Consider the following 24,465-nt stretch of genomic DNA (forward strand, 5'->3'; position numbering starts at 1 on the left):
AAGCCTACTGCGACCGGGGAGCGCCCCGTTTGGGCGTACGGTCCGCTATCCGATCACACCGCCGAAGAGACCGCCGTGGGCCATGCCCAGGAAGAAGCCGATGGCGGCGGCGCCCAGGCCGATGATCAGCAGGAAGCGTTCGCCCGTGGTGGCCGAGATGAACTGGCCCCACGCCCCGGTGAGGATCCCCACCAGGCCGCTCCACGAGCTGAGCAGGTGGAGGTTGTGGAAGGCCGCGGAGACGAAGGCCAGCAGGCCCAGCACGACCGTCACCGCGACCAGGGTGTTCTCCCGTGGATGCGGCTTCCCGTCGCTGTTGAGCACCGTGTTGATCAGCCCGCGCGGGTTCTTCGACGTGGGAGTCCGGCGGATTGCCTGTGTCATGGGGCTACCTCCTGAAGGCAGGCGGCGCGGTGTAGCGCCGGTCACACCCGGTGCGTCCAGAGTGAGGGGGCGGGCGACCGGATTTCAACCGGACGCCGTAGTGCGGGTACTCTGGACGGTCTGCATCGGTATCTGCCCGGACCCGGCTTCCGTCCCGGGGGCGACCCAGGGACTTTCCGCTGATCGTCCGTGCGGTTGGCATCGGCCTCGGTGTCAGTGTCAGCCGATACCGTTGTTCACGCATCACGACCCTCCTGCCACGGATCGACCGTGGCCGCTGAGTCCAAAGGAGGTGGGTTCCACATGCGTCACTACGAGGTGATGGTCATCCTCGACCCCGATCTGGAGGAGCGCGCTGTCTCTCCCCTGATCGAGAACTTCCTCTCCGTCGTCCGTGAGGGCAACGGAAAGGTCGAGAAGGTCGACACCTGGGGCCGTCGTCGTCTCGCTTACGAGATCAAGAAGAAGCCCGAGGGCATCTACTCGGTCATCGACCTGCAGGCCGAGCCTGCGGTCGTCAAGGAGCTCGACCGCCAGATGAACCTGAACGAGTCGGTCCTCCGGACCAAGGTCCTCCGTCCCGAGACCCACTGAACCCCTTCGGTTCAGAGGTAATCGGGCTGTATCGCAACGAGTAGCAAGCAGCCAGCAGCACACCCGCCGAGAGGTTCACCCATGGCAGGCGAGACCGTCATCACGGTCGTCGGCAATCTCGTCGACGACCCCGAGCTGCGCTTCACCCCGTCCGGTGCGGCGGTCGCGAAGTTCCGTATCGCGTCCACCCCCCGCACCTTCGACCGCCAGACCAACGAATGGAAGGACGGCGACAGCCTCTTCCTGACGTGCTCGGTGTGGCGGCAGGCGGCGGAGAACGTCGCCGAGTCGCTTCAGCGAGGCATGCGCGTCATCGTGCAGGGCCGGCTGAAGCAGCGGTCCTACGAGGACCGCGAGGGCGTCAAGCGCACGGTCTACGAGCTCGACGTCGAAGAGGTCGGCGCCAGCCTGAAGAACGCGACGGCGAAGGTCACCAAGACCACGGGTCGTGGTGGCCAGGGTGGCTACGGCGGCGGCAACGGCGGTGGCCAGGGTGGCGGCGGCTGGGGCTCCGGCCCCAGTGCTCCGCAGGGCGGCGGGGCTCCCGCCGACGACCCCTGGGCGACCGGCGCTCCGTCCGGCGGCCAGCAGGGCGGCGGCGGAGGTGGCTGGGGCGGCGGCTCCGGCAACTCCGGCGGCGGCTACTCGGACGAACCGCCCTTCTAGGCCCGCAGGGTCTGGAGCCAGGCCCTCCGGGGCCCGGGCCGTCCTCCGCGGCGGCCCGTGGGCGACAGCAACAACTTCTTGATCACACTGGAGAGAGACAATGGCTAAGCCGCCTCCGCGCAAGCCCAAGAAGAAGGTCTGCGCTTTCTGCAAGGACAAGACCGCGTACGTGGACTACAAGGACACGAACATGCTGCGGAAGTTCATTTCCGACCGTGGCAAGATCCGTGCCCGCCGCGTGACCGGCAACTGCACCCAGCACCAGCGTGACGTCGCCACGGCCGTGAAGAACAGCCGTGAGATGGCGCTGCTGCCCTACACCTCGTCCGCGCGATAAGGGAAGGGTGACCGGAAAATGAAGATCATCCTCACCCACGAGGTCTCCGGCCTCGGCACCGCCGGTGACGTCGTCGACGTCAAGGACGGCTACGCCCGCAACTACCTGGTCCCGCGCGGTTTCGCGATCCGCTGGACCAAGGGCGGCGAGAAGGACGTGGCGCAGATCCGCCGCGCCCGCAAGATCCGCGAGATCGCCACGATCGAGCAGGCCAACGAGGTCAAGGGTCAGCTTGAGGGCGTCAAGGTCCGCCTGGCCACCCGTGCCGGCGAGGCCGGCCGCCTGTTCGGCTCCGTGACCCCCGCCGACATCGCTTCCGCGATCAAGGCTTCCGGTGGTCCCGAGGTCGACAAGCGCCGTGTCGAGGTGGGCTCGCCCATCAAGACCCTGGGTGCCCACCAGGTGTCCGTGCGTCTGCACGCCGACGTCGTCGCCAAGCTCGGCATCGAGGTCGTCGCCGCGTAAGCGGAACGCCGCTTCCCAGTGGAGTGGCGGGAGGAAGGGCCGTACCCCTCGGGGTGCGGCCCTTCCGGCGTACGGGGAGAGGTCTCGGCAAGGGCTCCTCAGGCCCGGACCGCACCCGTGACGAGCCAGCGACCGGAGCGGATGCGCAGCCACAGCGTCACCATCCGGACCGCCATCATCAGCGCCATCGCCCACCAGAGGGCCGTGAGGCCCCCGCCCAGCGGCGGGACGAGCAGCGCGACGGGCGCGAACACCGCGAGCACCACCAGCATCGCCCGCGCGAGGTACGGGCCGTCCCCCGCGCCCATCAGCACCCCGTCCAGGACGAAGACGACCCCGGCCACCGGCTGGCTGAGGGCGGCCACCAGCAGGGCGGGCAGCAGCGTCCGCCGTACGTCCGGATCGGCCGTGAACAGCGGGGTGAACAGCGGCCGGGAGGCCACCACCAGGACCCCGAGCACGGCGCCGGTGCCGATCCCCCACTGGATCATCCGCCGGCAGGCGGCCTGGGCGCCGTCGGCGTCGCCCGCGCCCAGGTACCGGCCGATGATCGACTGGCCGGCGATGGCGATCGCGTCCAGGGCGAAGGCCAGCAGGTTCCACAGGGAGAGCACGATCTGGTGGGCGGCCACCTCCCGGTCGCCCAGGCGGGCCGCGACCGCCGTGGCGATCAGCAGGACGGCCCGCAGGGCCAGGGTGCGGACGAGCAGCGGGACGCCGGCCCGGGCGCAGGCCCGGATGCCGGCGGCGTCCGGGCGCAGCGACGCGCCGTGCCGGCGGGCGCCCCGGACCACGACGACGAGGTAGGCGGCGGCCATGGCGTTCTGGGCGACGACGGTGCCCCAGGCGGAGCCGGCGATGCCCCAGCCCGCCCCGTAGACGAAGACGAGGTTGAGCACGGCGTTGGCCGTGAAGCCGGCGACGGCCACGTACAGCGGAGTGCGGGTGTTCTGCAGGCCGCGCAGTACACCGGTGGCGGCGAGGACGGCCAGCATCGCGGGGACGCCCAGGGCGCTGACGCGCAGGTAGGTGACGGCGTGCGGGGCGGCGTCCGGGGAGGCGCCGAAGGCGTCGACGAGGGCGGGGGCGCCCGGCAGGATCGCGAGGGCGAGGACGGTGCCGAGCAGCAGGGCGAGCCAGATGCCGTCCATGCCCTGCCGGATGGCGGCCGGGAGGTCGCCGGCGCCGACCCGGCGGGAGACGGCCGCGGTGGTGGCGTAGGCGAGGAAGACGCAGACGCCCACGGCGGTGGTCAGGAGCGGGGCGGCGATGGCGAGGCCGGCGAGGCGGTCGGTGCCGAGGTGTCCCACGATGGCGGTGTCGGCCAGGAGGAAGAGCGGTTCGGCGACGAGGGCGCCGAAGGCCGGCACGGCCAGGGCGAGGATCTCGCGGTCGTGCCGGCGGCCGGTGCGCGGCCGGCGTACGCGTGCGTCGCTCATGGGTACCATTCAATCTTCCACAGGTAATGAGTGCAACTGGACGTTGTCTATTACTTGAGGTGGCGGGGTGTGATCTTCTCTGCGCCGTTTGTCGCGATCCGGCCCCGGCGTCAGAACTTTTTCTCCTCAACAGCCAGTGGATGGGAAAAGCGCAGGTCAGGGCCGGTTGTGTGTCAGGGGTGTGGGGTTGTCCACAGTGGTTTCCCCCGGCTCGTGCACAGGATCGGGGGAGTTCTCCACAGGTTGAGGCCGTTCATCCACACCGCCTGTGGATAACCAGATTGGCTGACGGTGCCCGCGGCCCTACCGTGGACCGGCGCCCGCCGCCCGTTCCCGTCCCGTCCCGCGCCTTTCGGACCACCCCGTCCGGCACCGCGCGGACCGTCGGAAACCGCGTCGAACCCGATGTGCCGGAACCGGAGTCGGGCGTCCTGTTTGTCGGTGCCGTGCCGTAAGAAAGAGGTGCACGGCGAGGTCCGCACCGCGGACGGGAGGAGGTGGCGGGGTGAGCGTCCACGAGCCCATGGACGGCCCGTGGGGCGAGGAGGGCCCGGGCGACCGGCTGCCGTTCCCCCGCACCCGCCGTGCCGACGGCAAGGGCCGTGGCGAGCAGCGCGGCGGCGACGACGACGGCGACTGGCAGGGCTCGCACGGCGACCGGGGCTCGCAGGGAAGCGGCTTCGAGCGCGTCCCGCCGCAGGACCTGGACGCCGAACAGTCGGTACTGGGCGGCATGCTGCTGTCCAAGGACGCCATCGCCGACGTCGTGGAGATCCTCAAGGGCCACGATTTCTACCGGCCCGCCCACGAGACCGTGTACCAGGCCATCCTCGACCTGTACGCGAAGGGCGAGCCGGCCGACCCGATCACCGTCGCCGCCGAGCTGACCAAGCGCGGCGAGATCGCTCGCGTCGGCGGCGCGGCCTATCTGCACACCCTGGTCCAGACGGTTCCCACCGCCGCCAACGCCGAGTACTACGCCGAGATCGTCCACGAGCGGGCGGTGCTGCGCCGCCTGGTCGAGGCGGGGACGCGCATCACTCAGATGGGTTATGCCGCCGACGGTGACGTGGACGACATCGTCAACAGCGCCCAGGCCGAGATCTACGCCGTCACCGAACAGCGGACCAGCGAGGACTACCTGCCGCTGGGCGACATCATGGAGGGCGCGCTCGACGAGATCGAGGCCATCGGCTCGCGCAGCGGCCAGATGTCCGGCGTCCCCACCGGCTTCACCGACCTCGACGCGCTGACCAACGGCCTGCACCCCGGCCAGATGATCGTCATCGCGGCCCGTCCCGCGATGGGCAAGTCGACCCTGGCACTGGACTTCGCCCGGGCCTGCTCCATCAAGCACAACATGCCGAGCGTGATCTTCTCCCTGGAAATGGGGCGCAACGAGATCGCGATGCGCCTGCTCTCCGCGGAGGCCCGTGTGGCGCTGCACCACATGCGCTCCGGCGCCATGACCGACGAGGACTGGACCCGGCTCGCCCGCCGCATGCCGGACGTCTCCCAGGCGCCGCTGTTCATCGACGACTCCCCGAACCTGTCGATGATGGAGATCCGGGCCAAGTGCCGCCGCCTGAAACAGCGCCAGGACCTCAAGCTGGTGATCATCGACTACCTCCAGCTCATGCAGTCCGGCGGCTCCCGACGGGCCGAGAGCCGCCAGCAGGAGGTCTCGGACATGTCCCGTAACCTCAAGCTCCTCGCCAAGGAGCTGGAGCTCCCGGTGATCGCGCTGTCCCAGCTCAACCGTGGACCCGAACAGCGCACGGACAAGAAGCCGATGGTCTCCGACCTCCGTGAGTCCGGTTCGATCGAGCAGGACGCCGACATGGTCATCCTGTTGCACCGCGAGGACGCCTACGAAAAGGAGTCCCCGCGGGCCGGCGAGGCCGACATCATCGTCGGCAAGCACCGAAACGGCCCCACGGCGACGATCACCGTGGCCTTCCAGGGCCACTACTCGCGGTTCGTGGACATGGCGCAGACCTGACGGGCGGGCAGGGGCCCGAAATTCCCGTGCCCTTCCCGGAGCGTGGCTCTAGGGTGGGCCGATGGCCGCGATCAGACAGTTCCAAGTCACCTTCGACTGTGCGGATCCCGAGCGCGTCGCCCGCTTCTGGTGCGAGGTGCTGGGGTACGTCGTGCCGCCGCCCCCGAAGGCGTTCGCCACGTGGGACGAGTACCGGCGCTCGCTGCCGGCCGAGGACCGGGGGGCGTGGGCCGCGTGCGTCGACCCCCAGGGGGTGGGCCCTCGGCTGTACTTCCAGCGGGTTCCCGAGGGGAAGGTCGCCAAGAACCGGGTCCACCTCGACGTACGGGTCGGCACCGGGCTCGTGGGGGAGGAGCGGCTCGCCGTGCTCAAGGCGGAGTGCGAGCGGCTGATGGCACTTGGCGCGGTGCGCGTACAGGTGCTGGTCGCCGACGAGGAGAACGAGTCGTGCATCCCGATGCTGGACATCGAGGGCAACGAGTTCTGCCTCGACTGAGGGGGAGGACTGGGGGCGGACGGGTTCGTTCACGGCCCGCCTGGGGCCGGCTCCCGGCCGGCCGGGAGCCGGCGGGGTTCGCCCGCGGGCCCGTCCGGGGACCGGCCGGCGTTCGGCCCGCGTCCGGCGAGGGCTGACGTTCGGACGAAGCCCGGGCCGGGCCCGGCTCACGGCAAGCCGGGGGCCGGTCGAGACGAACCCGCCGCCCCCTTTCCCCGCAGGCATACTCCCGCTCACTCCACGGGTGCCTCCCGCGGCGTGACGAGGCGGCCCGCGCGGAGGGCGACGGGCGTCCCGGTGAAGCGGGCGCGGAGCCGCCGGTCGTGGGTGACGACGACGACCGCGCCGAGAAATCCGGCGAGGGCCCCTTCCAACTCCTCGACCAGGGCCGGGGACAGGTGGTTGGTGGGCTCGTCGAGGAGCAGCAGGTCGACGGGGTCGGCGACCAGACGGGCCAGTTCGACGCGGCGGCGCTGCCCGTAGGACAGCTCCCCGACCGTCAGGCGCAGGTCGGCGCGGCCGAAGAGGCCGAGGGACAGCAGCCGGTCGGTGTGTTCGTCCAGGTCGCCCCCGCGCCCGGCGGCGAAGGCCTCGGGGACCGTCAGCCCGGACGGCCACGGCGTCTCCTCCTGCCGCAGGTGCCCGACCCGTCCCATCGTCCTCACCTGTCCGGTGTCGGGCCGGAGTTCGCCCGCCAGGACCCGCATCAGCGTCGTCTTGCCCGCGCCGTTGGGCCCGGTGATCAGCAGCCGTTCCCCGGCCGCGACGCGCAGGGACGGCACGTGCAGCCGGTCTCCGACCCGGACGTCGGTGAGTTCGGCCGCCGGGTGCCCGGCACCGTCCCCCGTCGTGGTCATCCGGGCCGCGAAGACGAGGGGTTCGGGCGGTGGCGCGACCGGGTTCTCCGTCAGCCGCGCCACGCGCTCCTTGGCGTTGCGGATGCGGACCATCGCTCCATGGCCCCGGCCGCGGGCCCGGAAGCCGCCGTGGCCGAACACGGCGAGCGGCACCTTGCGGGGGATCTCCCCCAGTCGGGCCACGTTCCGGGCGGCCAGCTCCCGGTTGCGGTCCAGCTCGGCGCACCACTCCTCGTACTCCCGCAGGCGGCGCCGCCGTTCGGCGGCCTTGGCGGCGAGGTAGCCGGCGTAGCCGTCGCCGTGCCGCGTCACGCGGCCCTCGCCGACCTCCAGGATCGTGGTGGTGACCCGTTCCAGGAACACCCGGTCGTGCGTGACCGCGAGGACGGTGCCGCGGTGGGCGCGCAGCCGGTCCTCCAGCCAGGCCACGGCCTGGTCGTCCAGGTCGTTGGTGGGCTCGTCGAGCAGCAGCAGTTCCGGCCGGGACGCCAGGGTCGCGGCGAGTGCGAGCCGGGACCGTTCGCCGCCCGAGAGGGTGCCCAGCGTCCGGTTCCGGTCCAGGCCGGGCAGGCCGAGCCCGTGCAGGGCGGCGTCCACCCGGGCGTCAGCCTCGTACCCGCCCCGCGCCTCGTAACGCGCGACGAGTCCGGCGTAGACGTCGAGGGCGGCGGCCAGTTCCGGCCCGGCCTGTCCCGCCAGCCCGGCCTCGGCGCGGCGCATCCCCGCTTCGAGCGCGCGCAGGTCGGCGAGGGCCGCGTCCACCGCGTCCCGGACGGTGGCCTCGGGCGGCAGGTCCAGGGTCTGGGCGAGGTAGCCGACGCCGCCGGGCGCGACGACGGTGAGCTCGCCGTCGTCCGGTACGTCCTGCCGGGCGAGGAGGCGGAGCAGGGTGGACTTGCCGGCGCCGTTGTCGCCGATGATGCCGGCCTTCTCGCCGGGCCGGACGGTGAGGGACACGTCGTCCAGTACGACGTGGTCGTCGAAGCGGCGGGTGACGTGCCGGAGGGTGAGTTGCGCGGTGTGCATACGGGAGTCCCCTGTTCTCGGCCGAGGCCGTGCGGAACGGGTGGTGGGAGGACGCGTCCGCGCGTGCCGGGGCCGCCCGTGGCGGGCGTGGGGAGAAGCGCGGACGGGGACGCGCGACGGCGGAGCGGAGCTCTACGCGGTCACGCGGGGACGGTCACAGGGAACCCATGGGGAAAAACCTTAAAGCGGTAGGGGTGGGGGTGACGAGAGGTTTTTGTGAGGCGGGAGAGGTGAGAGAGGTGGCTGAGTGTCGGGAGAGGCGGCTGGGCGTCGGGATGGACGGTCGGAGTGGGGCAGACGGTTTGGGGTGGGATAGGCGGCTGGGGCGGGAAAGGCTGCTGGGTCGGGAGAGACGGCCGGCCGCAAATCGGTTCTTGACCTCCGGGTCAAGAACACGCTAGCTTGGCGATCATGGGAAGGCCGAAGCAGTTCGATCCGGACGCCGCCGTCCAGCGGGCCATGGAGGTCTTCTGGAGCAAGGGCTACGCCGCCACGACGCCACAGGACCTCGTCGACGCGCTCGGCATCGGCAAGGGCAGCCTGTACAACGCCTTCGGCAGCAAGCGGGCGTTGTTCGAGCTGGCGCTGTGCCGGTACCGGGACCAGGAGGCGCGTGCGCTGATCGCGATGCTGGAGGAGGGTGGGCCGGTCAAGGAGCGGCTGCGCCGCGCGCTGCGCTTCCTCGCCGAGATGGACCTCGCGGACCCGTCCCGCCGTGGATGCATGGCCGTCAATGTGGCGGCCGAGCTCGGCGGGAAGGACGAGGAGGCCGTCGATCTGGTCCGGCGCATGTTCGACCGCACGGAGGACGGTTTCCGTGCGCTGATCGAAGAGGGGCGGCGGACGGGCGAGATCGCCGCCGGCCGTGACGCCCGGAACATCGGAAGCCTCCTCCTCAACACGGTCATCGGCCTACGGCTCATGGCCCGCGTCGTGGACGGTCCCGACCGGCTGGACCGGGTGATCGACGCCGTGGTCGACGGGCTCTGAGCACCGGTCGCCGCCGCCGGAACCGGGTCCCGGCCCGGGTCGGCACCCTGTCGGCCGCCTGAGCAAAGCCGGCCGTGGGTCGCCGCTGTCCGGTGGCCTGGCCTGCCCATTTTCTGTACCTGCAATTCAAAAACTCTCCGTACCCGCACTGTCTTCACCCCACTTTCCGTACCCGCGAACTTCTGCCTGCCTGCGAAGCGAGAACGAGGAACCATGGATCTCCACCTCACCGCCAAGACCGCCGTCGTCACCGGTGCCAGCCGGGGCATCGGCCTGGCCACCGTCCGATCGCTCGTCGCCGAGGGCGTCCGCGTCGTCGGCGCGGCCCGGACGATCACCCCCGAGCTCCGCGCCACGGGTGCCGCGGCCGTCTCCGCCGACCTGGGCACCTCCGAGGGCGTCCGGATCCTGGAGGAGCGCGTCCTCGCCGAACTCGGTGGTGTCGACCTGCTGGTGAACAACGTCGGCGCCGGTGACGACGTCGAGCCGGGCGGCTTCTTCGACGTGGACGACGACCGGTGGCGGGCCGTCTTCGACCTGAACCTCATGAGCGCGGTGCGGGTCTCCCGGTTCGCCCTGCCGAGCCTCGTCGAGCGCCGCGGATCGATCGTCAACGTCTCGTCCGTCAACTCCCGCCTCCCCGCCGCCGGTCCGATCGCCTACAGTGCGGCTAAGGCCGCGCTCGCCGCGTTCGGGAAGTCCCTCAACGAGGAGTTCGGGCCGCGGGGCGTGCGCGTCAACACCGTGTCCCCCGGCGTCGTCCGCACCGGCATCTGGGCCGGTCCCGACGGGTTCGGCGGGAAGGTCGCGCGGGCCGCGGGGGTCGAGGACTACGACGCCTTCCTCCGCGACCTGCCCGCGGCGTTCGCCGTCACCACCGGCCGGATCACCGAGCCCGAGGAGGTCGCGGCGCTGATCACGTTCCTGCTGTCCGACGTCGCAGGCAACATCTCCGGCGCGGACTACGTGATCGACGGAGGGACGGTCAAGGTGCTGTGACGGACGGTGGCCGTCGAAGGCGGTCACGGCGGTGGGCGCGGCTGGCGACGTCGGGCCGGGGGGCTGGCGACGTCGAGCCGGGCGGATGACGATGTCGGGCCGAGCGGCTGGCGACGTCGAGCCGGGCGGCCGGTCAGTACGCCACCGTGAAGCGCGCCTGGCGGTGCTCAGGCCGCTCCGTCTCGTCCAGCAGGGCGACGGCGAAGTCCTGGTACGAGATCGCCGAGTTGCCGTCGGCGTCGACCAGCAGTTCGTCGGTGCCCGAGCGGTAGTGGCCCGTCCGTTCGCCGTTCCGCAGCAGGGCCGGCGGGCTGACGTACGTCCACTCGACGTCGGGTCCTGCGGCGCGGACGAGGGCGAACTGGTCGGTGCTCGCCTGGGCGATGGGCCGCCAGGCGTCGGGTACCCAGGCGGGGTCGTCGAGGACGGTCCGGCCGTCGCCGCCCGGCACGGTCAGGCTGCCGGCACCGCCGACGACCAGCAGCCGGGCGCCGGTTCCCGCGACGCCGGCGAGCAGTGCCTTGGTGGCGGTGACCAGGTCCTGTTCGTGACCCGGCGCGGGCCGGACCGCGCTCACCACGACGTCCTGGCCGGCCGCCAGCCGCGCCACGTCGGCCGGGTCGGCGGCGTCGCCGGTGCGGTGCTCGGCCGCCGCGGGCAGCCGGTCGAAGCGGGCCGGGTTCCGGACCACGGCGGTGACCTGGTGGCCGCGGGCGAGTGCCTCGGCCACGACGGTGCTTCCCGCGTTGCCCGCGGCGCCGAAGACGGTGATGCGCATGATGCTTCTCCTTGGGGATCGTGAGTGAGCCGGGAGTGTGGATGTGCTGGGGACGGGCGGGGGTCAGCGGGTCGGCGCGGCGGCCTCGCGCCCGGCCCCCGACGGCCGGAGCTGCGCGGCGACGAGAGAGCCGAGGACGATCAGTCCGCCCACCGCCTGGAGCGCGGTCAGCCGCTCCCCGAGTGCGATGAGGCCGATGGCCGTGGCGACGAGCGGGCTGAGCAGTCCGAGGAACGTCACGTCCGTCGCGGGCAGTTCGCGGATGCCGCGGAACCACAGGGCGTAGGCCAGCGCGGTGCCGACGGCGGTGAGGTAGGCGTACCCCGTGAGGTTGCCGGCGGTCAGGCCGGCGGGCGGGAGACCCTCGACGAGGAGGGCGACCGGGACCAGGAGCACGCCGCCGGCGACCAACTGCCAGCCCGTGGTGGCGAGAAGGGGCGCCGGGGACGGCCAGCGCTTGCTCAGCACCACCCCCGTCGCCATCAGGAGGGCTCCGCCCAGGGCGGCGGCGACACCGACCGCGTCCAGCCGTGCCTCGGCCCGGAGGACGAGCAGGCCCACTCCGACGACACCCACCACCCCGGTTATCAGGGTGCGCGAGGTGAGCCGCTTGCCCAGGAGGCCGGTGGAGAGGAGGGCGGCGATCAGGGGCTGGACGGAGCCGACGGTGGCGGCGACGCCGCCGGGGAGGCGGTACGCGGCGACGAAGAGGAGGGCGAAGAAGGCGCCGATGTTCAGCGTCCCCAGAACGAGTGCGCGCCACCACCAGTCGCCGCGCGGCAGCCGCCGGGTGAGGGCCACCAGGAAAAGACCGGCGGGCAGCGCCCGCAGGACCGCCGCCAGCAGCGGGCGGCCCGGGGGCAGCCACTCGGTGGTGACGTAGTAGGTGGTGCCCCAGAGGGCCGGCGCAAGCGCGGTGAGGAGGAGGACCCGCAGTCGTTTGTTTAGCACGAAGGTAAATTAGCTCACCGCTAAGCTAAATGGGGCGTCGGTGCGGCGTGATCTACCTCACCGCTAAGGCATTGCTAGGCTGGGCGCGTGGCAGATCACGTCGACCTCGTGCTGGAACAGTGGGCCGCTCAACGGCCTGACCTGGACGTCTCGCCCATGGCCGTGTTCGGCAGGCTGAGCCGGCTCAAGCGGGTGGTCGACGCCGAGTTGAGGCGGACCTTCGCCGCCCACGGCCTCGACGGCGCCTCCTTCGATGTCCTCGCCACCCTGCGCCGCAGCGCGCCCCCGCACCGCCTGACGCCGACCGAGCTGATGCGGGCCGGAATGGTGACCTCCGGAGCGATCACCCAGCGCCTCGACCGCCTGGAGGCGCGCGGCCTGGTGGTCCGCACCCCCAACGAGGCGGACGGCCGGGGAGTCCGCGTCTCCCTGACGGACGAGGGGTGGGAGCTGATCGACCGGGTGCTGCCCGAACACCTCGCGACCGAGGAGCGGCTGCTGCGCGCACTGTCGGGCGAGAAGCGGGACCGGTTCGTCGAGACCCTGCGGGAGCTCCTGGCGGACCTGGAGGGACCGGCGGCCCGGTGAGAGCGGTGTGCCGCCACGACCCCGGGCACGGGAAGGCGACCGTCCGCGCCGCATGAGGGGCGTGGGACGCCCGAGAGCTGCGGGCGTGACGTGCCGATCTTGACCTTCAAGCCGCTCGAAGGCCGAGGATCCCCCACATGCATCCCAAGGACCCCCGGCGTGACTCCACCGTCCCCGCACCCCTGCTGAGCATCGGGACCTTCGCCCGCAAGGTCGGACTGGCCCCCAGCGCCCTGCGCTTCTACGACGACTGCGGCCTGCTGCGACCCGCCCACGTGGACGCCGCGACCGGCTACCGCTCCTACCGCCCGGACCAGGAACCCCGCGCCCGGCTCATCCGCCGGCTCCGCGCCGCCGGACTGCCCCTCGTGGACGCGGTGACCGTGCTCGACGGCCCCCCGGAACAGGCCGAACGGATCCTGCGCGGCCACCTTCGCACGACGCAGGCCGCCGCCGCCGCGGCGCGGGCGGCGGTCGAGGACCTGCTCGGCACTCTGGCCACGGACAAGGGAAAGGCGTCGGCGCGCGTGGGCGGAGCCGAACTCGCCGCCGCCGTACGGCAGGTGGTGCCCGCCGTGGCCGAGGGCGCGATCCGGGAGGCTTTCCCGGTACTGGGCCGGGTACTGGTGGAGCTGGAGGGAGACGAGGTACGGCTGGTGGCCACCGACCGGTACCGCCTCGCCGTCCGGGCGCTGCGCGCGGAGGACGCGGACGGGTGCCGCCGCCACGTTCTCGTCGACGTCCCCGAGCTGCGGCGGGCGGCGTCCTGGGCGGTTCGGCGGGCGGAGGTGACGGTGGAGGCCGACGGACGGGGGCTGCGGCTGCGATCCGACGACGACACCCTGACGGTGGCCCCTCACACGGAAGGGGAGTTCCCCTCCTACCGGCTGATCCTGGACGAGCTGCCCGCCCCGGCGCACCGGGTGATCGTGGACCGCGCCGCCCTCTGTCACGCGCTCCACGGTGACCGGGCGGGCGGCCTCGGCCCGGGGCCCGTGGAACTGCGGGCGAACCGGGACGGGCTGGTCCTCACCCGCCTCCCGGACGGCGATGGCGCCGACACCGTCGCGCTGCGCGCCGTGTGCACAGGCCCTCCGCTGCGCATCGCCTTCGACCCGGCGGTGCTCCTCCCCGCCCTGGACGCGGGGGTGGGCCCGGACGCGCTGCTGGAGATCACGTCACCGGTCGGTCCGGTCGTCGTTCGCTCGGCCGACCAGGGGAGCTTCACGAGGCTCGTCATGCCGGTGGGGCCGGGATCCGGATCGGGGCCGGGGCCGGGACAGGGACGGGGGTCGGCGCGGTGAGCCCCGGGGAGCGGGCAGGAGGCCCAGAGGAGTGGGCCGGACTCGGCCGGGCCCTCCCGATACATCGGTGGTGAGAACCGGGAAGGTTTCCAGGTGCCTTGGGGCGGAAGGGGTTGACGGAGCGGGCGTGACGGATGTGAGCCGTGGCGGCTATCGGGGGGCGAGCCAGGGGAGTTCGGCGGCGAGGTCCTGGCGCAGGCGTCGCAGGGGACGGGCGCCGACGACGGTCAGCACGGGCTCGCCGGAGCGGAACAGCGTGAGGGTCGGGGCCGACAGGACGCGGTAGGCCGCCGCCGTTGCGGGGTTGAAGTCCACGTCGAGCGCGACGACCTTCAGCCGGTCCGCCTCGGACGTCGCCAGTTCGGCGAGTACCGGGGCGATCTGGCGGCAGGGACCGCACCAGTCGGCGGTGAACTCCACCAGGACCGGCAGGTCGGAGGTGAGGACCTCGTCGTGGAAGGTGGCGTCGGTGACGGAAGCGACCGGGGTGGCCGCGGCCTTGGTGGTGGTGGGGGAAGTGGTGGCAGAGGGGGCGGTGGTGGTCATGGGGAGTCGGACCTCCGTGAGGTGGTGACGGGGTGGTGTTGGGGCGGTGTTGGGGGTCGGGTGAGGGGCAGGAGCCCGGACTCGGTCGTTCAGGCGGGCGTGGAGGAGCTGTCCCGTGGTGCGTCCCGCGTCTCGCACGGGGTGAGTTCGCACCGAGGCGGCGGGCCGCCCGGGATCTCGGCTTCCGCCCGCAGTGCGGCACGTGCCAGCTCGGCGCGTGTCAGTTGGGCACTCACCTCGGCGCGGACCTGGGACAACCGGTCGATGCACTCGTCCAGTTCGGCGAGTTTGCGCCGGTAGACGTCCAGGGACGCCGGGCACGAGTCCCCGGCGGGGTGGCCGGCCCGCAGGCACTCCACGAACGGACGGGTGTCCTCCAGGCCGAAACCGAAGTCCTGGAGCATACGGATCTGGCGGAGCAGCCGGAGGTCGGCCTCGTCGTAGTCGCGGTACCCGTTGCCCGCGCGGCGGGCGGGCAGGAGCCCGAGCGACTCGTAGTGCCGCAGGGCGCGCGTGCTGATGCCGGCTCGTTCGGCCAGTTCCCCGATCCGCATGACCCGACCGTAAACGTTGACGCGGACGTCAAGGCCAGCCCTGGGCAGGGGCGGAGGGACGGAGGGGAGGAGGGGTGGTTCGGGCGCGGGGTTCGGGTCCGGCGCGCTGACCGCCGAGGTCGCGCCGCACCGGACCGTTCTGCCTAGGCTGCGGAAATGACCAGCGATCATGAGGACATCACAGGCGTCCCCGCCACGCCCGCCACCCCCGTCACGCCCGCCACCTCCGGCATCACGGAGACCGAGCGTTTCGCGGAGCTGCTGCCCGCGACCCGCAGGGCGCTCCTGCATCGCGTCGCCACCGCCCAGGCGCAGGGCCGTGCCCCGTCCCTGGTGGCGGCGCTCGTCCGGGACGGCCGGCCGGTGTGGGCCGTCGGGCGGGGGACGGTGGACGGCCGTGAGCCGGACCCGGAGCGGACCCAGTACCGCATCGGGTCGATCACCAAGTCCCTGCTCGCCGTGCTCGTCATGCGGCTGCGTGACGAGGGGCTGCTCGACCTGGACGACCGGCTCGGCCGGTACGTGGACACACCGGCCGGCGGCGAGGCGACCGTCGCCCAACTCCTCTCCCACAGCTCCGGGCTGGCCGCAGAACCGCGCGGACCGTGGTGGGAGCGGACGGACGGGGCGCTGCGGCCCACGCCGGACGAGCTGTTCGGCGAGCGTCCCCAGCGGCACCGGGCGGGCGAGCTGTTCCACTACTCCAACACCGGTTACGCGTTGCTCGGCGCACTGGTCGAGAAGCTGCGGGGCGAGGGCTGGTACCCGGTCCTGCGCCGTGAGGTGCTGCTGCCGCTGGGCATGACGGGGACGACGTTCGCGCCGCGGCCCCCGTCCGCGGAGGGCTGGGCCGTGCACCCCTGGGCGGACGTCGTTCTTCCGGAACCGGCCGTGGACACCGGCCTGATGGCCCCGGCCGGTCAGCTCTGGTCGACCGCCGCCGACCTGGGCCGGTTCGCCGCCTTCCTGGTCTCCGGTGACGACCGGGTGCTCCCCGCGTCGACCCTGGCGGAGATGCGGCGGCCCGCCGTGGACCCGCAGAACCCGGACTGGAGCGGGTCCTACGGCCTCGGCCTCCAGTCGGTCCGCGCGGGCGGGCGGACGCTGGTCGGACACACCGGGTCCATGCCGGGCTTCGTCGGGACGGTGCTCGCGAGCCCGGAGGAGGGGCTGGCGGCCGTCGCCCTCACCAACCAGACGTCCATGCCCGGGATCGTCGCGCTCGCCGCCGGCCTGGTCGGGGACGTCGCGGAGGCGGAGCCTCGCATCCCGGAGCCGTGGCGCCCGGACGCGGCCGCGGACCTCGCGCTGCTGGAACTCACCGGCCCCTGGTACTGGGGGCCGCGGGCGCTGGCGATCCGCCTGAAGGCGGACCGGATGCTGGACCTGGCGCCGCTCGGCGGACCGGGCGGCCGCGCCTCACGGTTCCGGCCCGAGGCCGACGGAACGTGGACCGGCCTCGACGACTACTACGCGGGCGAGACACTCCGGGTCGTCCGACGGGCGGACGGCACGGTGAGCCACCTGGACCTCGGCACGTTCGTCCTGACCCGCGAGCCCTACGCGCCGGGGGACGTGGTGCCGGGCGGAGTGGAGGGGGGAGGCTGGCGCTGAGCGTGACCCGGAGCCCGGCGCCCGGCGGCCGGCCGCTGGCATGGAACCGGCCGCCGGAGTGGATCCGGGCGCCGGCGTGGACCCGGAGTCGGCGTGGAACCGGGCCCGGTTGAGGGCGGTCGGTGCCGAAGCGGGTGTGGTGGAGGGCGGCCGGTCCCGGGCGGGTGTGGCGGAGGACGGTCCGTGCCGAACCGGGCCCGGTGGAGGGCGGTCGGTGCGGAACCGGGCCCGGCGGAGGGTGATCGGTCCCCGGGGGACGGCCCGGGCCGAACCAGGCCCGGCGGAGGACGGCCTGTGCCGAACCAGGCCCGGCGGAGGACGGTCCGTGCCGAAGCGGGTGTGGCGGAGGGACGTCGGTCCCGAGCGGGCGTGACGGAGGACGGCTGGTGTGAGACCGGGCCCGGCGGAGGACGGTCGGTGCCGAACCGGGCCCGGCGGAGCGCGGACGGTGCCGGAGCGGGCCCGGCGTAGGGTCGGGGCCAGAGACCGGCGGGCGTCGCGAGGCGGCGCCACCACATCCTGGAAGGCACCGTGACCGCGAACACCGCACCGGACCTGCTCGACCTCGCGCCGCTGGGCGCGGACCACTTCGCCCGTATCGAGGACAAGATCGCCGCGCTGATGCGCACCCGCGAGACCGTCGTCACCATGCAGGGCGAGGCGCTGCTGCCGCTGGAAGCCTGCATCCGCTCGGCCGTCCGCCCCGGCAGCACCGCCCTCAACGTGATCACCGGGCCGTACGGCGAGACGTTCGGCGGATGGCTGCGGTCCTGCGGCGCCGACGTGGTCACGGTGTCGGCGCCGTTCAGCGGCGCGGTGAGCCCGGAACAAATCGCCGACGCGCTCCGCGCCCACCCGGAGATCCAGTTCGTCAGCCTCGTCCACGCCGAGGCGGCCACCGGCAACACCAACCCGGTGGCCGAGATCGGCCGCGTGGTGCGGGAGCACGGCGCGCTGCTGATGCTGGACGCGGTCGCCTCCGTCGCCGCCGAGCCGCTGCTCACCGACGAGTGGGGGGTGGACCTGTGCGTCATCGGCGGGCAGAAGGCGATGGCCGGTCCGGCGGGCGTGTCCACGGTGTCGGTCAGCGCGCGGGCGTGGGAGCGGATCGCGGCCAATGAGCGCGCGCCCCGGCGTTCCTACCTGTCCCTGCTGGACTGGAAGGAGCGCTGGATCGACGGTGGGCGCGCGGTTCTGCCGCACGCGCCCGCCCAGTTGGAGATGCTGGCCCTGGAGCAGGCGGCCGACCGGATCGCCGCCGAGGGCCTGGACACGGTGATCAGCCGGCACGTGGCCGCCCGGGCCGCCACCCGCACCGGCGTCCGCGCGCTGGGCGGCCTTACCCCGTACGTCGTCCGGCGCGAGCACGCGGCGCCCGCCGCGACCACACTGCGCGCACCCGAGGGCGTCGACGCGCGGGAGATCGTCGCGGCGGCTCTGGCCGCCGACCCCTCGGTGCCACTCCAGGCGGGCGGGGGCGCGCTCGCCAAGGACATGGTCCGGGTGAACCACTACGGGACGGCCGCCTCCCGTGCCACCGTGCTGGCGTCCCTGACGGCGCTCGCGGCGGGCCTGCGGACGCTCGGCATCGCGACCGCGGACCCGGACGAGGCGCTGGCGGCCGCCGCGTCGGAGTGGAACACGGCGGTGCGCGGCTGACCCGCGCCCGGAGAGACCCCGGCTGCCGCCGGGGGAGAGAGCGGCCGGTGCGGCGTGACGCGCACCGGCCGCTTTCCTTGTCGTGCCGGGGCCGGGGCCGGGGCCGGGGCCGGGGCCGGGGCCGGGGCAGGGCCTGTGTAAGGGCCATGGTCAGGGCCCGTGTCAGGGACGTGACAGGCCGATGTCAGGACCGGCGGCGACGGTGGGGCCATGAATGGTTCGGCGATCGTGGTCTCGGAGCTGCGCACGGTATACGGCGATCAGGTCGTGCTCGACGGCATCGACTTCGAGGTCGCGCCGACGAGGCGTTCGAACCGTACAGCGTCCACGGCGTCGGGCTCCACGGCCGGCCGGTAGCCGTCCGTCCGCCCCTCGACCACCCCGTCCGGCAGCGCCTTCCGCAGCCGGGAGACCAGCCGCTGCAGGGCGTTGGCCGCGTCGGCGGGCGGGTGCTCCCTCCAGATCCAGTCGACGAGCGACGCCTTGGGGACCACCTGTCCCGGTCCGAGGGCGAGGGCGACCAGCAGCGCGCGCAGCCGCGCCCCCGCAACGTCGGACAGGCCGCCGTCGTCCGTGCGTACCTCGAACGGACCCGGCATCCCGATCTGCACCCGCTGACTTTGCCATGGGTGTTCGGGGGCGCCGGGGGTCGGGCGGCGGTTCTTTCGCGCTATCCGATAAGCGAAATCAAAGTTTTGCGAGAGTAGTGCTGATTGCCGTAATTGCCGACTTACTCGGCTTCGGCTGCCTTTCCGATCCCCCGGTCTAGAATCGGAATCCCTATCCCGCTTCCTCTTCGCTCTCCTGTGAGGCCCGCCGCCATGTCGCGGATTCCCGTTCCGGAGCCCTCGTCCGCCCGCTCCGCCCCGCTCCGGGCGGACGCGCGCCGGAATCGCCAACTCGTGCTTCAGGCGGCCCGATCCGCCTTCGAGGAGGCGGGGTTGAGCGTTCCGCTGGGGGAGATCGCACGCCGGGCGGGGGTCGGTGCGGGGACCGTGTACCGGCATTTCCCGTCCAAGGAGGCGCTGTTCAGGGCGACGGTGGTGGACCGGGTGCGCCTTTTCACGGACACGGCATGGGAGTTGGCCGACGCTTCAGACCCCGGGCCGGTGTTCTTCCGCTACCTCGCGTCGGTGGTCCGCCTGTCGGTGCGGAACAAGGGCCTGTGCGACGCCCTGGAGGCGAGCGCGGAGGGCCGGTTCGAACCGTCACCCGGGGTGGAGCGGGACTTCCGCGAGGCCCTGGCCGTGCTGCTGGAGCGGGCTCAACTGGCCGGTGCGGTACGGCGAGACGTGACCGTGGACGACGTCCTGGCCCTCCTGCTGGGCTGCCTCGCGATGGAACAGCGGCGGGGCGGCCGCGGCGAGCCGGGCCGGATGACGGCCCTGGTGTGCGACGCGCTGCGGCCGGGCCGGAACGTGACGAAACTCCCCGCCCCGGGCCCGGTACGGCGTGACGAAACCGGTTGCCCGGTGTGTGGGGCCGAGCTGCCCGCCGCCCGCACCGGCCGACCCGCCCGGTACTGCGGCGGGGCGTGCCGTCAGAAGGCCCACCGCGAGCGCCTGCGGGAGCGGCGGTCGCCGTGGTCGCCCTGAGGCCGCGGCTTCGCTGAGGCCGTGGTTTCTCCGAGACCGTGGTCTCCCCGAGGAAGAACGCGGGGGAGGGCGGCGGGGAGCGTGACGGGCCCGGCGCCTTGGATGGAGCTACGGGCCCGGACGTCTCAGAGGGCCCGCTCGTCTCTGAGCGGCGGGCCCGGACGCCTCAGAGGTGGTACTTGAACCCGAGGTGCGACGCCTCGAAGCCCAGTCGCTCGTAGAAGCGGTGTGCCTCCACTCGGGTCGCGTCCGAGGTGAGCTGGAGCAGCACGCAGCCTTGGCGTCGCGCCTCCTCGAGGGCCCATCGCATGAGCCGGCCGCCGATGCCGTTCCCGCGTTCGTCGGCGTGGACGCGGACCGCCTCGACGAGCGCGCGCTTGGCTCCGCGTCGCGAGAGGCCGGGGATGACGGTGAGCTGCAGGCTGCCTATCGTGCGGCCGTCCCGGACGGCGACGGTCAGATGCTGGTTGGGGTCGGCGTCCAGCGTGCGGAACGCCTCCAGGTAGGGGGCCAGGTCGTCGGGTGACTCCCGGCGGGAGCCGAGCGGGTCGTCGGCCAGCATGGCCACGATGGCGGGGATGTCGTCGGCGGTCGCGCGGCGGAACTCGATGTCGCTCATGATCGTGACCTTATGTGCGGTCCGGCGTCTTCACGAGGCCGGAGCGAGAGATTCCACGGCGGCGACCAGCGGGGCGAGTTCGGGCCTGGCGGCGGCTTCCCGGAGTGCTCGGCGAAGGGCCGCGTCGTTGGTCGGACGGGCCTCGGCCAGCAGGGCGAGCCCCGCCTCGGTGACGTCGGTGTAGATGCCGCGGCGGTCGGTCAGACACAGGTAGCGGGTCAGCAGGCCGCGGTCCTCCAGGCGGTTGACCAGCCGTGTCGTGGCGCTCTGGCTCAGCACCACCGCGTCGGCCACCTCGTTCATGCGCAGGTGGCCGCCCTCGCCGCTGTGCTGCCGGCTGAGCACGTCCATGACGGAGAACTCGCGGACGCTCAAGCCGTGCGCGGCCTGGAGGGCGCGTTCGATGTGCGCCTCGATCCGGCCGTGCAGCGCGGAGAGGGCACACCAGCCCTGCGCCAGGCCGGCCAGTGCGGGGTCCAGGGTGCGGGTCATGGGGCCCTCCTTCGAGCGGTCGTCCGTTGCGTGTCGTGCGTCGTGCGTCGTGCGTCGTGTGTCGTGCGGCGTTCGGTGCTCGGTGTCCGTCGTGCGTTGTCCGGCGTCCGGCGGCGCTCCGCGCGGTGTGGTCCGACGAGCGCCCGGGCGTGACGGCTCATGGCCACGCAGGCGGGCCTCGAAGGCCACCGACACCAGGATATCCCCCGGGCGCAATAGCCCGCGCTTGCAAATAGAAGGCGTCTGCAATTATTGTGAACGCCGGTTGAAGCTGCGTGCATGGAAGCGTGTTGTCCGGGGCGTGCGGCTCGGCCGTGAACGCGGATGCCGGCCGGACACGCGGCCCGGCCCCGTACGCGCACTGCCCGCACCGCCCGCGCTGGCGCCCGCACCGATGCCGGACGCCGTCCCGAACGCAGCCCCGCCGGAAGCCCCCGACCCAAGGACCCCTCATGCCCCTCGCCCTGCTGGCGCTCGCCATAGGCGCCTTCGGTATCGGCACCACCGAATTCGTGACCTCGGGCCTGCTCCCCGAGGTGGCGGAGGAATTCCACGTCTCCGTACCCACCGCAGGCTGGCTGACCACCGGCTACGCGCTGGGCGTCGTCCTCGGCGCCCCGATCCTCGCGATCGTCGGGAGCCGGGTCTCCCGCAAGAAGATGCTGATCTCGCTGATGGGCCTGTTCACCGTGGGCAACGCGCTGTCCGCCGTGGCCCCGGCGTTCGGCGTGATGCTCGCCGGCCGGATCGTCGCCTCCCTCGCGCACGGCGCGTTCTTCGGCATCGGCGCGATCGTCGCCGCCGGACTCGTCGCCCCGCAGAAGAAGGCGGGCGCCATCTCGATGATGTTCTCGGGGCTGACGGTCTCCAACATCGTCGGCGTCCCGTTCGGCACCCTGCTCGGCCAGAGCGCGGGCTGGCGCGTCACCTTCGCCGTGATCGCCGGGCTCGGACTGCTCGCCATGCTGGGCATCGCCACCCTCGTCCCGCGGCTGCCGCACCCCGAGCGGACCCCGGTCTCCGGGGAGCTCGCGGCCTTCCGCAACCCGCAGGTGCTGCTCGCGATGGCCATGACCATCCTCGGCTTCGGCGGCGTCTTCACCCTCAGCACCTACATGGCGCCGGTGCTCACGGACGTCGTCGGGTACGCGCCCTCGTCCGTGACCTGGCTGCTGGTCCTCTTCGGCGTCGGCATGTTCGGCGGCAACCTCATCGGCGGCCGGTTCGCCGACCGCGCCCTGATGCCCATGCTCTTCACGGCACTCGGCGGTCTCACCCTCGCCCTCGCGCTGCTGCCGCTGGCCGCGGAGAACAAGGTGACCGCGGCCATCGCCCTGCCCCTGATCGGCGGCTTCGGCTTCGCGACCGTGCCGCCGCTGCAGAAGCGGGTGCTCGACCAGGCCGCCGCCGCCCCGACCCTGGCCTCCGCCGGCAACATCGGCGCCTTCAACCTGGGCAACGCCATCGCCGCCTGGCTCGGCGGCCTGGTCATCTCGGCCGGGTTCGGCTACACGACGCCCACCTGGGTCGGCGCGGCGATGACCGCCGGCGCTCTCGTCCTCGCCCTCGTCTCCGCCGGCCTGGAACGGCGGACGGACGCCGGTCGCGCCGCTGCCGGTGCCGGTGCCGGTGCCGGTGTGGGTGCGGGTGCCGATGCGGGTGCCGGCGGCCGTATCGCCGTGCGGCCGGCGGGGGCCCCGGCCGGTTCTTCCGGAAACACCGCCGGGCCGGAAACCTCCGGCGTCAGGCCGGCCGCCGTCGCGGGCCGCTGACGAGGCCGGCCGGCGCGGGCGGGGCCGCCTTCCGAGAGAAAACTCCCCGGAAGGCGGCCCCGCCCGCGCCTACGCTTCCCGGCATGAGCAGACTGCACTTGTTCGACCTCGACGGCACACTCCTGCACGGCTCCGCGGCGGCGGTCGAGATATCCCGGCAACTCGGCTGCGAGCACGAGATCGACGCCCTGGAACGGGACTTCGCCGCCGGACTGATCGACCCGGTGGGCTTCGCCACGGCCGCCTGCGCGCTGTGGGGGGAGGCGCTGACGGAGGCCGTGGTGACCGCCGCCTTCGAGAACGCGCCGTGGCTGACCGGGATCAGGGACGTTTGGGCGGACATCGCGGCCCGGGGCGAACGCTGCGCGGTCATCTCCCTGTCCCCCCACTTCTTCGTGGAGCGCCTGACCGGCTGGGGCGCCCACGCCGCCCACGGATCGAGGTGGCCCGCGGTGCCGTTCCGCACCCCCGTGGACCCGGCGGGCATCCTCGACGCCGACGCCAAGGTGCGCATCGCGGACGAGCTCTGCGCCGCGTACGGGCTCACGCGCGCCGACTGCGTCGCGTACGGCGACTCGATGTCCGACGCCCGGCTCTTCGCCGCCGTCCCGGTGTCCGTCGCCGTGAACGCCGACCACCACGTCCGCGACGTCGCCTCGTACGCCTACGACGGCCTCGACCTCAGGGACGCCTACGCGCTCGTCGGTGGCGGGCGCGCGTAGCGGCGCCGCGAGCGCGGGGCCGGTGCGGGAGGGGTCGCTCGGGAGGGGCTGCTTGGGAGAGGGCGCTCGGGAGGGGACGGCGGCCCGCCCGTGCGTCGCCCATCCATCCGTTCGTTCGAACCGGGAACCATAACCGCAATCACCCCGCCGCAGGGCGAAGTTCGGCGAATCGGCCGTGGCGGCAGCGCGGGCTGGCAAGCTACCCGGCACCGAACACCCCATCATCCCCAGGGGATCGCGGGCACCGTCCGGCTCGGCCGGGGTGCGCGGACCGACGAGAGATGGTCGAGGCGAGAGACGAATGGACGCTCCGAGCCGCCCGTCGCCCGAAGGCGGCACCCACGGCAGGCGAGGTGACTGGGGCTGGTTCACCCCACCCGGCAGGCCCCCGACGGCCGACGGCCCGCCCGCACCGGACCACCAAGCCCTGTCACCGGCAGGCGGCCGGCCCTCCTCGCCTCCCGACCCGGACGGCTCCCCCCGCTCCCGTCGCTCCGACGCCACCACGGCCATCCGCGGCGCACACCGCGCGGGCATCCACCACCGCACCCGGCCCTCCCCCACCGCCGAGGACGCGGCCGCGGCACGGGAGGCCGCCCCCGAAAGGGCCGCATGGCGCGACGACGACGGTGACGGCGAGGCGGCCGGTACCCCGGACGGCCGTGGCGGCCGGAGCACCCCAGGCGAGGCGCGACGCGCGGGCCACGACCACGTCGACACCACGCGCACGCCTCGGGCCACCACGGAACGCGCCGGCGGTGGTCGTGCCGGCAGCGGTGGTGGTTCGGCCGGTGTCCGTGCCGATGACGCCTGTGCCGATGGCGCCCGTGCCGATGACACCTGCGCCGGTGACGTCCGTGCCGACAGCGGTCATGTCGACAGTGGTCGTGTCGACAAGAGCCATGCCGGTGACGTCCGTGCCGACCACGGCCGGGTCGGCAACAGCCATGCCGATGCCGCCTGTGTCCACGACGTTCATGTCGACAATTCCCGTACCGCTGCCGCTGCCGCTGCCG

The 24,465-nt window shown here is 73.0% G+C and carries 26 protein-coding genes; 15 read left to right on the forward strand and 11 right to left on the reverse strand.

Annotated features, from left to right (window positions below):
* Positions 1–45 precede the first annotated feature (45 nt).
* Positions 46–384, reverse strand: coding sequence for a hypothetical protein (locus ACZ6X9_RS24105; RefSeq protein ID WP_469780085.1), 339 nt, complete (start codon positions 382–384; stop codon positions 46–48).
* Positions 385–687: 303 nt separating this feature from the next.
* Here ACZ6X9_RS24105 and rpsF point away from each other — a divergent pair, with 303 nt between their 5' ends.
* From rpsF to rplI, 4 genes are all read left to right on the forward strand, one after another.
* Positions 688–978, forward strand: coding sequence for a 30S ribosomal protein S6 (gene rpsF / locus ACZ6X9_RS24110; RefSeq protein WP_004950685.1), 291 nt, complete (start codon positions 688–690; stop codon positions 976–978).
* A gap of 81 nt (positions 979–1,059) precedes the next feature.
* Positions 1,060–1,644, forward strand: coding sequence for a single-stranded DNA-binding protein (locus ACZ6X9_RS24115; protein WP_185940370.1), 585 nt, complete (start codon positions 1,060–1,062; stop codon positions 1,642–1,644).
* A 100-nt stretch (positions 1,645–1,744) separates the two neighbouring features.
* Positions 1,745–1,981, forward strand: coding sequence for a 30S ribosomal protein S18 (gene rpsR / locus ACZ6X9_RS24120; protein ID WP_004950692.1), 237 nt, complete (start codon positions 1,745–1,747; stop codon positions 1,979–1,981).
* 18 nt (positions 1,982–1,999) lie between these two features.
* On the forward strand, positions 2,000–2,446 hold the full coding sequence (rplI, locus tag ACZ6X9_RS24125; protein WP_185940371.1) for a 50S ribosomal protein L9: 447 nt from the start codon (positions 2,000–2,002) through the stop codon (positions 2,444–2,446).
* A gap of 98 nt (positions 2,447–2,544) precedes the next feature.
* On the opposite strand, the gene ACZ6X9_RS24130 is transcribed toward rplI, so the two are convergent.
* Positions 2,545–3,885 (reverse strand): MATE family efflux transporter, encoded by a 1,341-nt coding sequence (locus ACZ6X9_RS24130; protein ID WP_469780086.1) that lies wholly within the window; start codon positions 3,883–3,885, stop codon positions 2,545–2,547.
* A 505-nt stretch (positions 3,886–4,390) separates the two neighbouring features.
* Between ACZ6X9_RS24130 and dnaB the strand changes: the two genes are divergently transcribed.
* Both dnaB and ACZ6X9_RS24140 read left to right on the forward strand, forming a co-directional pair.
* On the forward strand, positions 4,391–5,887 hold the full coding sequence (dnaB, locus tag ACZ6X9_RS24135; protein ID WP_469780087.1) for a replicative DNA helicase: 1,497 nt from the start codon (positions 4,391–4,393) through the stop codon (positions 5,885–5,887).
* Between the two features lie 61 nt (positions 5,888–5,948).
* A complete protein-coding gene (locus ACZ6X9_RS24140) occupies positions 5,949–6,383 on the forward strand; it encodes a VOC family protein (protein WP_469780088.1) in 435 nt (144 codons plus the stop codon).
* Positions 6,384–6,616: 233 nt separating this feature from the next.
* Here ACZ6X9_RS24140 and ACZ6X9_RS24145 read toward each other — a convergent pair whose 3' ends face one another.
* Entirely contained in the window at positions 6,617–8,266 is a 1,650-nt protein-coding gene (locus ACZ6X9_RS24145; RefSeq protein WP_469780089.1) for a TlrC/CarA/OleB/SrmB family ABC-F type ribosomal protection protein, read from the reverse strand.
* A 411-nt stretch (positions 8,267–8,677) separates the two neighbouring features.
* Between ACZ6X9_RS24145 and ACZ6X9_RS24150 the strand changes: the two genes are divergently transcribed.
* Complete coding sequence (locus tag ACZ6X9_RS24150; protein WP_469780090.1) at positions 8,678–9,256, forward strand: TetR/AcrR family transcriptional regulator; 579 nt, start codon at positions 8,678–8,680, stop codon at positions 9,254–9,256.
* Positions 9,257–9,469: 213 nt separating this feature from the next.
* Positions 9,470–10,255, forward strand: a complete 786-nt coding sequence (locus ACZ6X9_RS24155; protein ID WP_469780091.1) for an oxidoreductase — start codon at positions 9,470–9,472, stop codon at positions 10,253–10,255.
* Positions 10,256–10,388: 133 nt separating this feature from the next.
* On the opposite strand, the gene ACZ6X9_RS24160 is transcribed toward ACZ6X9_RS24155, so the two are convergent.
* Positions 10,389–11,033 (reverse strand): NAD(P)-dependent oxidoreductase, encoded by a 645-nt coding sequence (locus ACZ6X9_RS24160; protein ID WP_469780092.1) that lies wholly within the window; start codon positions 11,031–11,033, stop codon positions 10,389–10,391.
* A 63-nt stretch (positions 11,034–11,096) separates the two neighbouring features.
* Positions 11,097–11,984, reverse strand: coding sequence for an EamA family transporter (locus tag ACZ6X9_RS24165; protein WP_469780093.1), 888 nt, complete (start codon positions 11,982–11,984; stop codon positions 11,097–11,099).
* 87 nt (positions 11,985–12,071) lie between these two features.
* Here ACZ6X9_RS24165 and ACZ6X9_RS24170 point away from each other — a divergent pair, with 87 nt between their 5' ends.
* Both ACZ6X9_RS24170 and ACZ6X9_RS24175 read left to right on the forward strand, forming a co-directional pair.
* Positions 12,072–12,572, forward strand: coding sequence for a MarR family winged helix-turn-helix transcriptional regulator (locus ACZ6X9_RS24170; protein ID WP_469780094.1), 501 nt, complete (start codon positions 12,072–12,074; stop codon positions 12,570–12,572).
* Between the two features lie 137 nt (positions 12,573–12,709).
* The gene (locus ACZ6X9_RS24175) at positions 12,710–13,876 is read left to right on the forward strand and encodes a DNA polymerase III subunit beta family protein (protein ID WP_469780095.1); all 1,167 of its coding nucleotides are present in this window, start codon (positions 12,710–12,712) and stop codon (positions 13,874–13,876) included.
* 150 nt (positions 13,877–14,026) lie between these two features.
* On the opposite strand, the gene ACZ6X9_RS24180 is transcribed toward ACZ6X9_RS24175, so the two are convergent.
* Positions 14,027–14,422 (reverse strand): thioredoxin family protein, encoded by a 396-nt coding sequence (locus ACZ6X9_RS24180; protein WP_469780096.1) that lies wholly within the window; start codon positions 14,420–14,422, stop codon positions 14,027–14,029.
* Positions 14,423–14,511: 89 nt separating this feature from the next.
* Positions 14,512–14,976, reverse strand: coding sequence for a MerR family transcriptional regulator (locus tag ACZ6X9_RS24185; RefSeq protein WP_469780097.1), 465 nt, complete (start codon positions 14,974–14,976; stop codon positions 14,512–14,514).
* Positions 14,977–15,132: 156 nt separating this feature from the next.
* On the opposite strand from ACZ6X9_RS24185, the gene ACZ6X9_RS24190 reads away from it, so the two are divergent.
* Together ACZ6X9_RS24190 and ACZ6X9_RS24195 are read left to right on the forward strand one after the other, a co-directional pair.
* Positions 15,133–16,590: a serine hydrolase domain-containing protein gene (locus ACZ6X9_RS24190; protein ID WP_469780098.1), complete on the forward strand. Its 1,458-nt coding sequence runs from the start codon at positions 15,133–15,135 to the stop codon at positions 16,588–16,590.
* A gap of 531 nt (positions 16,591–17,121) precedes the next feature.
* Positions 17,122–18,249, forward strand: coding sequence for a pyridoxal-phosphate-dependent aminotransferase family protein (locus tag ACZ6X9_RS24195; RefSeq protein WP_469780099.1), 1,128 nt, complete (start codon positions 17,122–17,124; stop codon positions 18,247–18,249).
* Positions 18,250–18,509: 260 nt separating this feature from the next.
* Here ACZ6X9_RS24195 and ACZ6X9_RS24200 read toward each other — a convergent pair whose 3' ends face one another.
* On the reverse strand, positions 18,510–18,860 hold the full coding sequence (locus ACZ6X9_RS24200; protein WP_469780100.1) for an AfsR/SARP family transcriptional regulator: 351 nt from the start codon (positions 18,858–18,860) through the stop codon (positions 18,510–18,512).
* 210 nt (positions 18,861–19,070) lie between these two features.
* Here ACZ6X9_RS24200 and ACZ6X9_RS24205 point away from each other — a divergent pair, with 210 nt between their 5' ends.
* Positions 19,071–19,844 (forward strand): TetR/AcrR family transcriptional regulator, encoded by a 774-nt coding sequence (locus ACZ6X9_RS24205; RefSeq protein ID WP_469780101.1) that lies wholly within the window; start codon positions 19,071–19,073, stop codon positions 19,842–19,844.
* 166 nt (positions 19,845–20,010) lie between these two features.
* Here ACZ6X9_RS24205 and ACZ6X9_RS24210 read toward each other — a convergent pair whose 3' ends face one another.
* Positions 20,011–20,463, reverse strand: coding sequence for a GNAT family N-acetyltransferase (locus ACZ6X9_RS24210; RefSeq protein WP_469780102.1), 453 nt, complete (start codon positions 20,461–20,463; stop codon positions 20,011–20,013).
* 30 nt (positions 20,464–20,493) lie between these two features.
* Entirely contained in the window at positions 20,494–20,955 is a 462-nt protein-coding gene (locus ACZ6X9_RS24215; protein ID WP_469780103.1) for a MarR family winged helix-turn-helix transcriptional regulator, read from the reverse strand.
* A gap of 452 nt (positions 20,956–21,407) precedes the next feature.
* On the opposite strand from ACZ6X9_RS24215, the gene ACZ6X9_RS24220 reads away from it, so the two are divergent.
* Both ACZ6X9_RS24220 and ACZ6X9_RS24225 read left to right on the forward strand, forming a co-directional pair.
* Positions 21,408–22,727 (forward strand): MFS transporter, encoded by a 1,320-nt coding sequence (locus ACZ6X9_RS24220; RefSeq protein WP_469780104.1) that lies wholly within the window; start codon positions 21,408–21,410, stop codon positions 22,725–22,727.
* 83 nt (positions 22,728–22,810) lie between these two features.
* Positions 22,811–23,449: an HAD family hydrolase gene (locus ACZ6X9_RS24225; protein ID WP_469780105.1), complete on the forward strand. Its 639-nt coding sequence runs from the start codon at positions 22,811–22,813 to the stop codon at positions 23,447–23,449.
* A gap of 430 nt (positions 23,450–23,879) precedes the next feature.
* Here ACZ6X9_RS24225 and ACZ6X9_RS24230 read toward each other — a convergent pair whose 3' ends face one another.
* Positions 23,880–24,428, reverse strand: a complete 549-nt coding sequence (locus ACZ6X9_RS24230; protein ID WP_469780106.1) for a hypothetical protein — start codon at positions 24,426–24,428, stop codon at positions 23,880–23,882.
* Positions 24,429–24,465: the final 37 nt, after the last annotated feature.

Source organism: Streptomyces sp. NPDC052910 (genome assembly GCF_055585605.1).

Coding starts and splice junctions, on each gene's coding strand:
- ACZ6X9_RS24115 (WP_185940370.1), top strand. CDS start 1,060: ATGGCAGGCGAGACCGTCATCACGGTCGTCGGCAATCTCGTCGACGAC.
- ACZ6X9_RS24205 (WP_469780101.1), top strand. CDS start 19,071: ATGTCGCGGATTCCCGTTCCGGAGCCCTCGTCCGCCCGCTCCGCCCCG.
- rpsR (WP_004950692.1), top strand. CDS start 1,745: ATGGCTAAGCCGCCTCCGCGCAAGCCCAAGAAGAAGGTCTGCGCTTTC.
- ACZ6X9_RS24210 (WP_469780102.1), bottom strand. CDS start 20,463: ATGAGCGACATCGAGTTCCGCCGCGCGACCGCCGACGACATCCCCGCC.
- ACZ6X9_RS24160 (WP_469780092.1), bottom strand. CDS start 11,033: ATGCGCATCACCGTCTTCGGCGCCGCGGGCAACGCGGGAAGCACCGTC.
- ACZ6X9_RS24230 (WP_469780106.1), bottom strand. CDS start 24,428: ATGAACGTCGTGGACACAGGCGGCATCGGCATGGCTGTTGCCGACCCG.
- ACZ6X9_RS24185 (WP_469780097.1), bottom strand. CDS start 14,976: ATGCGGATCGGGGAACTGGCCGAACGAGCCGGCATCAGCACGCGCGCC.
- ACZ6X9_RS24150 (WP_469780090.1), top strand. CDS start 8,678: ATGGGAAGGCCGAAGCAGTTCGATCCGGACGCCGCCGTCCAGCGGGCC.
- ACZ6X9_RS24145 (WP_469780089.1), bottom strand. CDS start 8,266: ATGCACACCGCGCAACTCACCCTCCGGCACGTCACCCGCCGCTTCGAC.
- ACZ6X9_RS24220 (WP_469780104.1), top strand. CDS start 21,408: ATGCCCCTCGCCCTGCTGGCGCTCGCCATAGGCGCCTTCGGTATCGGC.
- ACZ6X9_RS24155 (WP_469780091.1), top strand. CDS start 9,470: ATGGATCTCCACCTCACCGCCAAGACCGCCGTCGTCACCGGTGCCAGC.
- ACZ6X9_RS24190 (WP_469780098.1), top strand. CDS start 15,133: ATGACCAGCGATCATGAGGACATCACAGGCGTCCCCGCCACGCCCGCC.
- ACZ6X9_RS24175 (WP_469780095.1), top strand. CDS start 12,710: ATGCATCCCAAGGACCCCCGGCGTGACTCCACCGTCCCCGCACCCCTG.
- ACZ6X9_RS24130 (WP_469780086.1), bottom strand. CDS start 3,885: ATGAGCGACGCACGCGTACGCCGGCCGCGCACCGGCCGCCGGCACGAC.
- rpsF (WP_004950685.1), top strand. CDS start 688: ATGCGTCACTACGAGGTGATGGTCATCCTCGACCCCGATCTGGAGGAG.
- ACZ6X9_RS24180 (WP_469780096.1), bottom strand. CDS start 14,422: ATGACCACCACCGCCCCCTCTGCCACCACTTCCCCCACCACCACCAAG.
- ACZ6X9_RS24215 (WP_469780103.1), bottom strand. CDS start 20,955: ATGACCCGCACCCTGGACCCCGCACTGGCCGGCCTGGCGCAGGGCTGG.
- ACZ6X9_RS24140 (WP_469780088.1), top strand. CDS start 5,949: ATGGCCGCGATCAGACAGTTCCAAGTCACCTTCGACTGTGCGGATCCC.
- ACZ6X9_RS24105 (WP_469780085.1), bottom strand. CDS start 384: ATGACACAGGCAATCCGCCGGACTCCCACGTCGAAGAACCCGCGCGGG.
- ACZ6X9_RS24225 (WP_469780105.1), top strand. CDS start 22,811: ATGAGCAGACTGCACTTGTTCGACCTCGACGGCACACTCCTGCACGGC.
- rplI (WP_185940371.1), top strand. CDS start 2,000: ATGAAGATCATCCTCACCCACGAGGTCTCCGGCCTCGGCACCGCCGGT.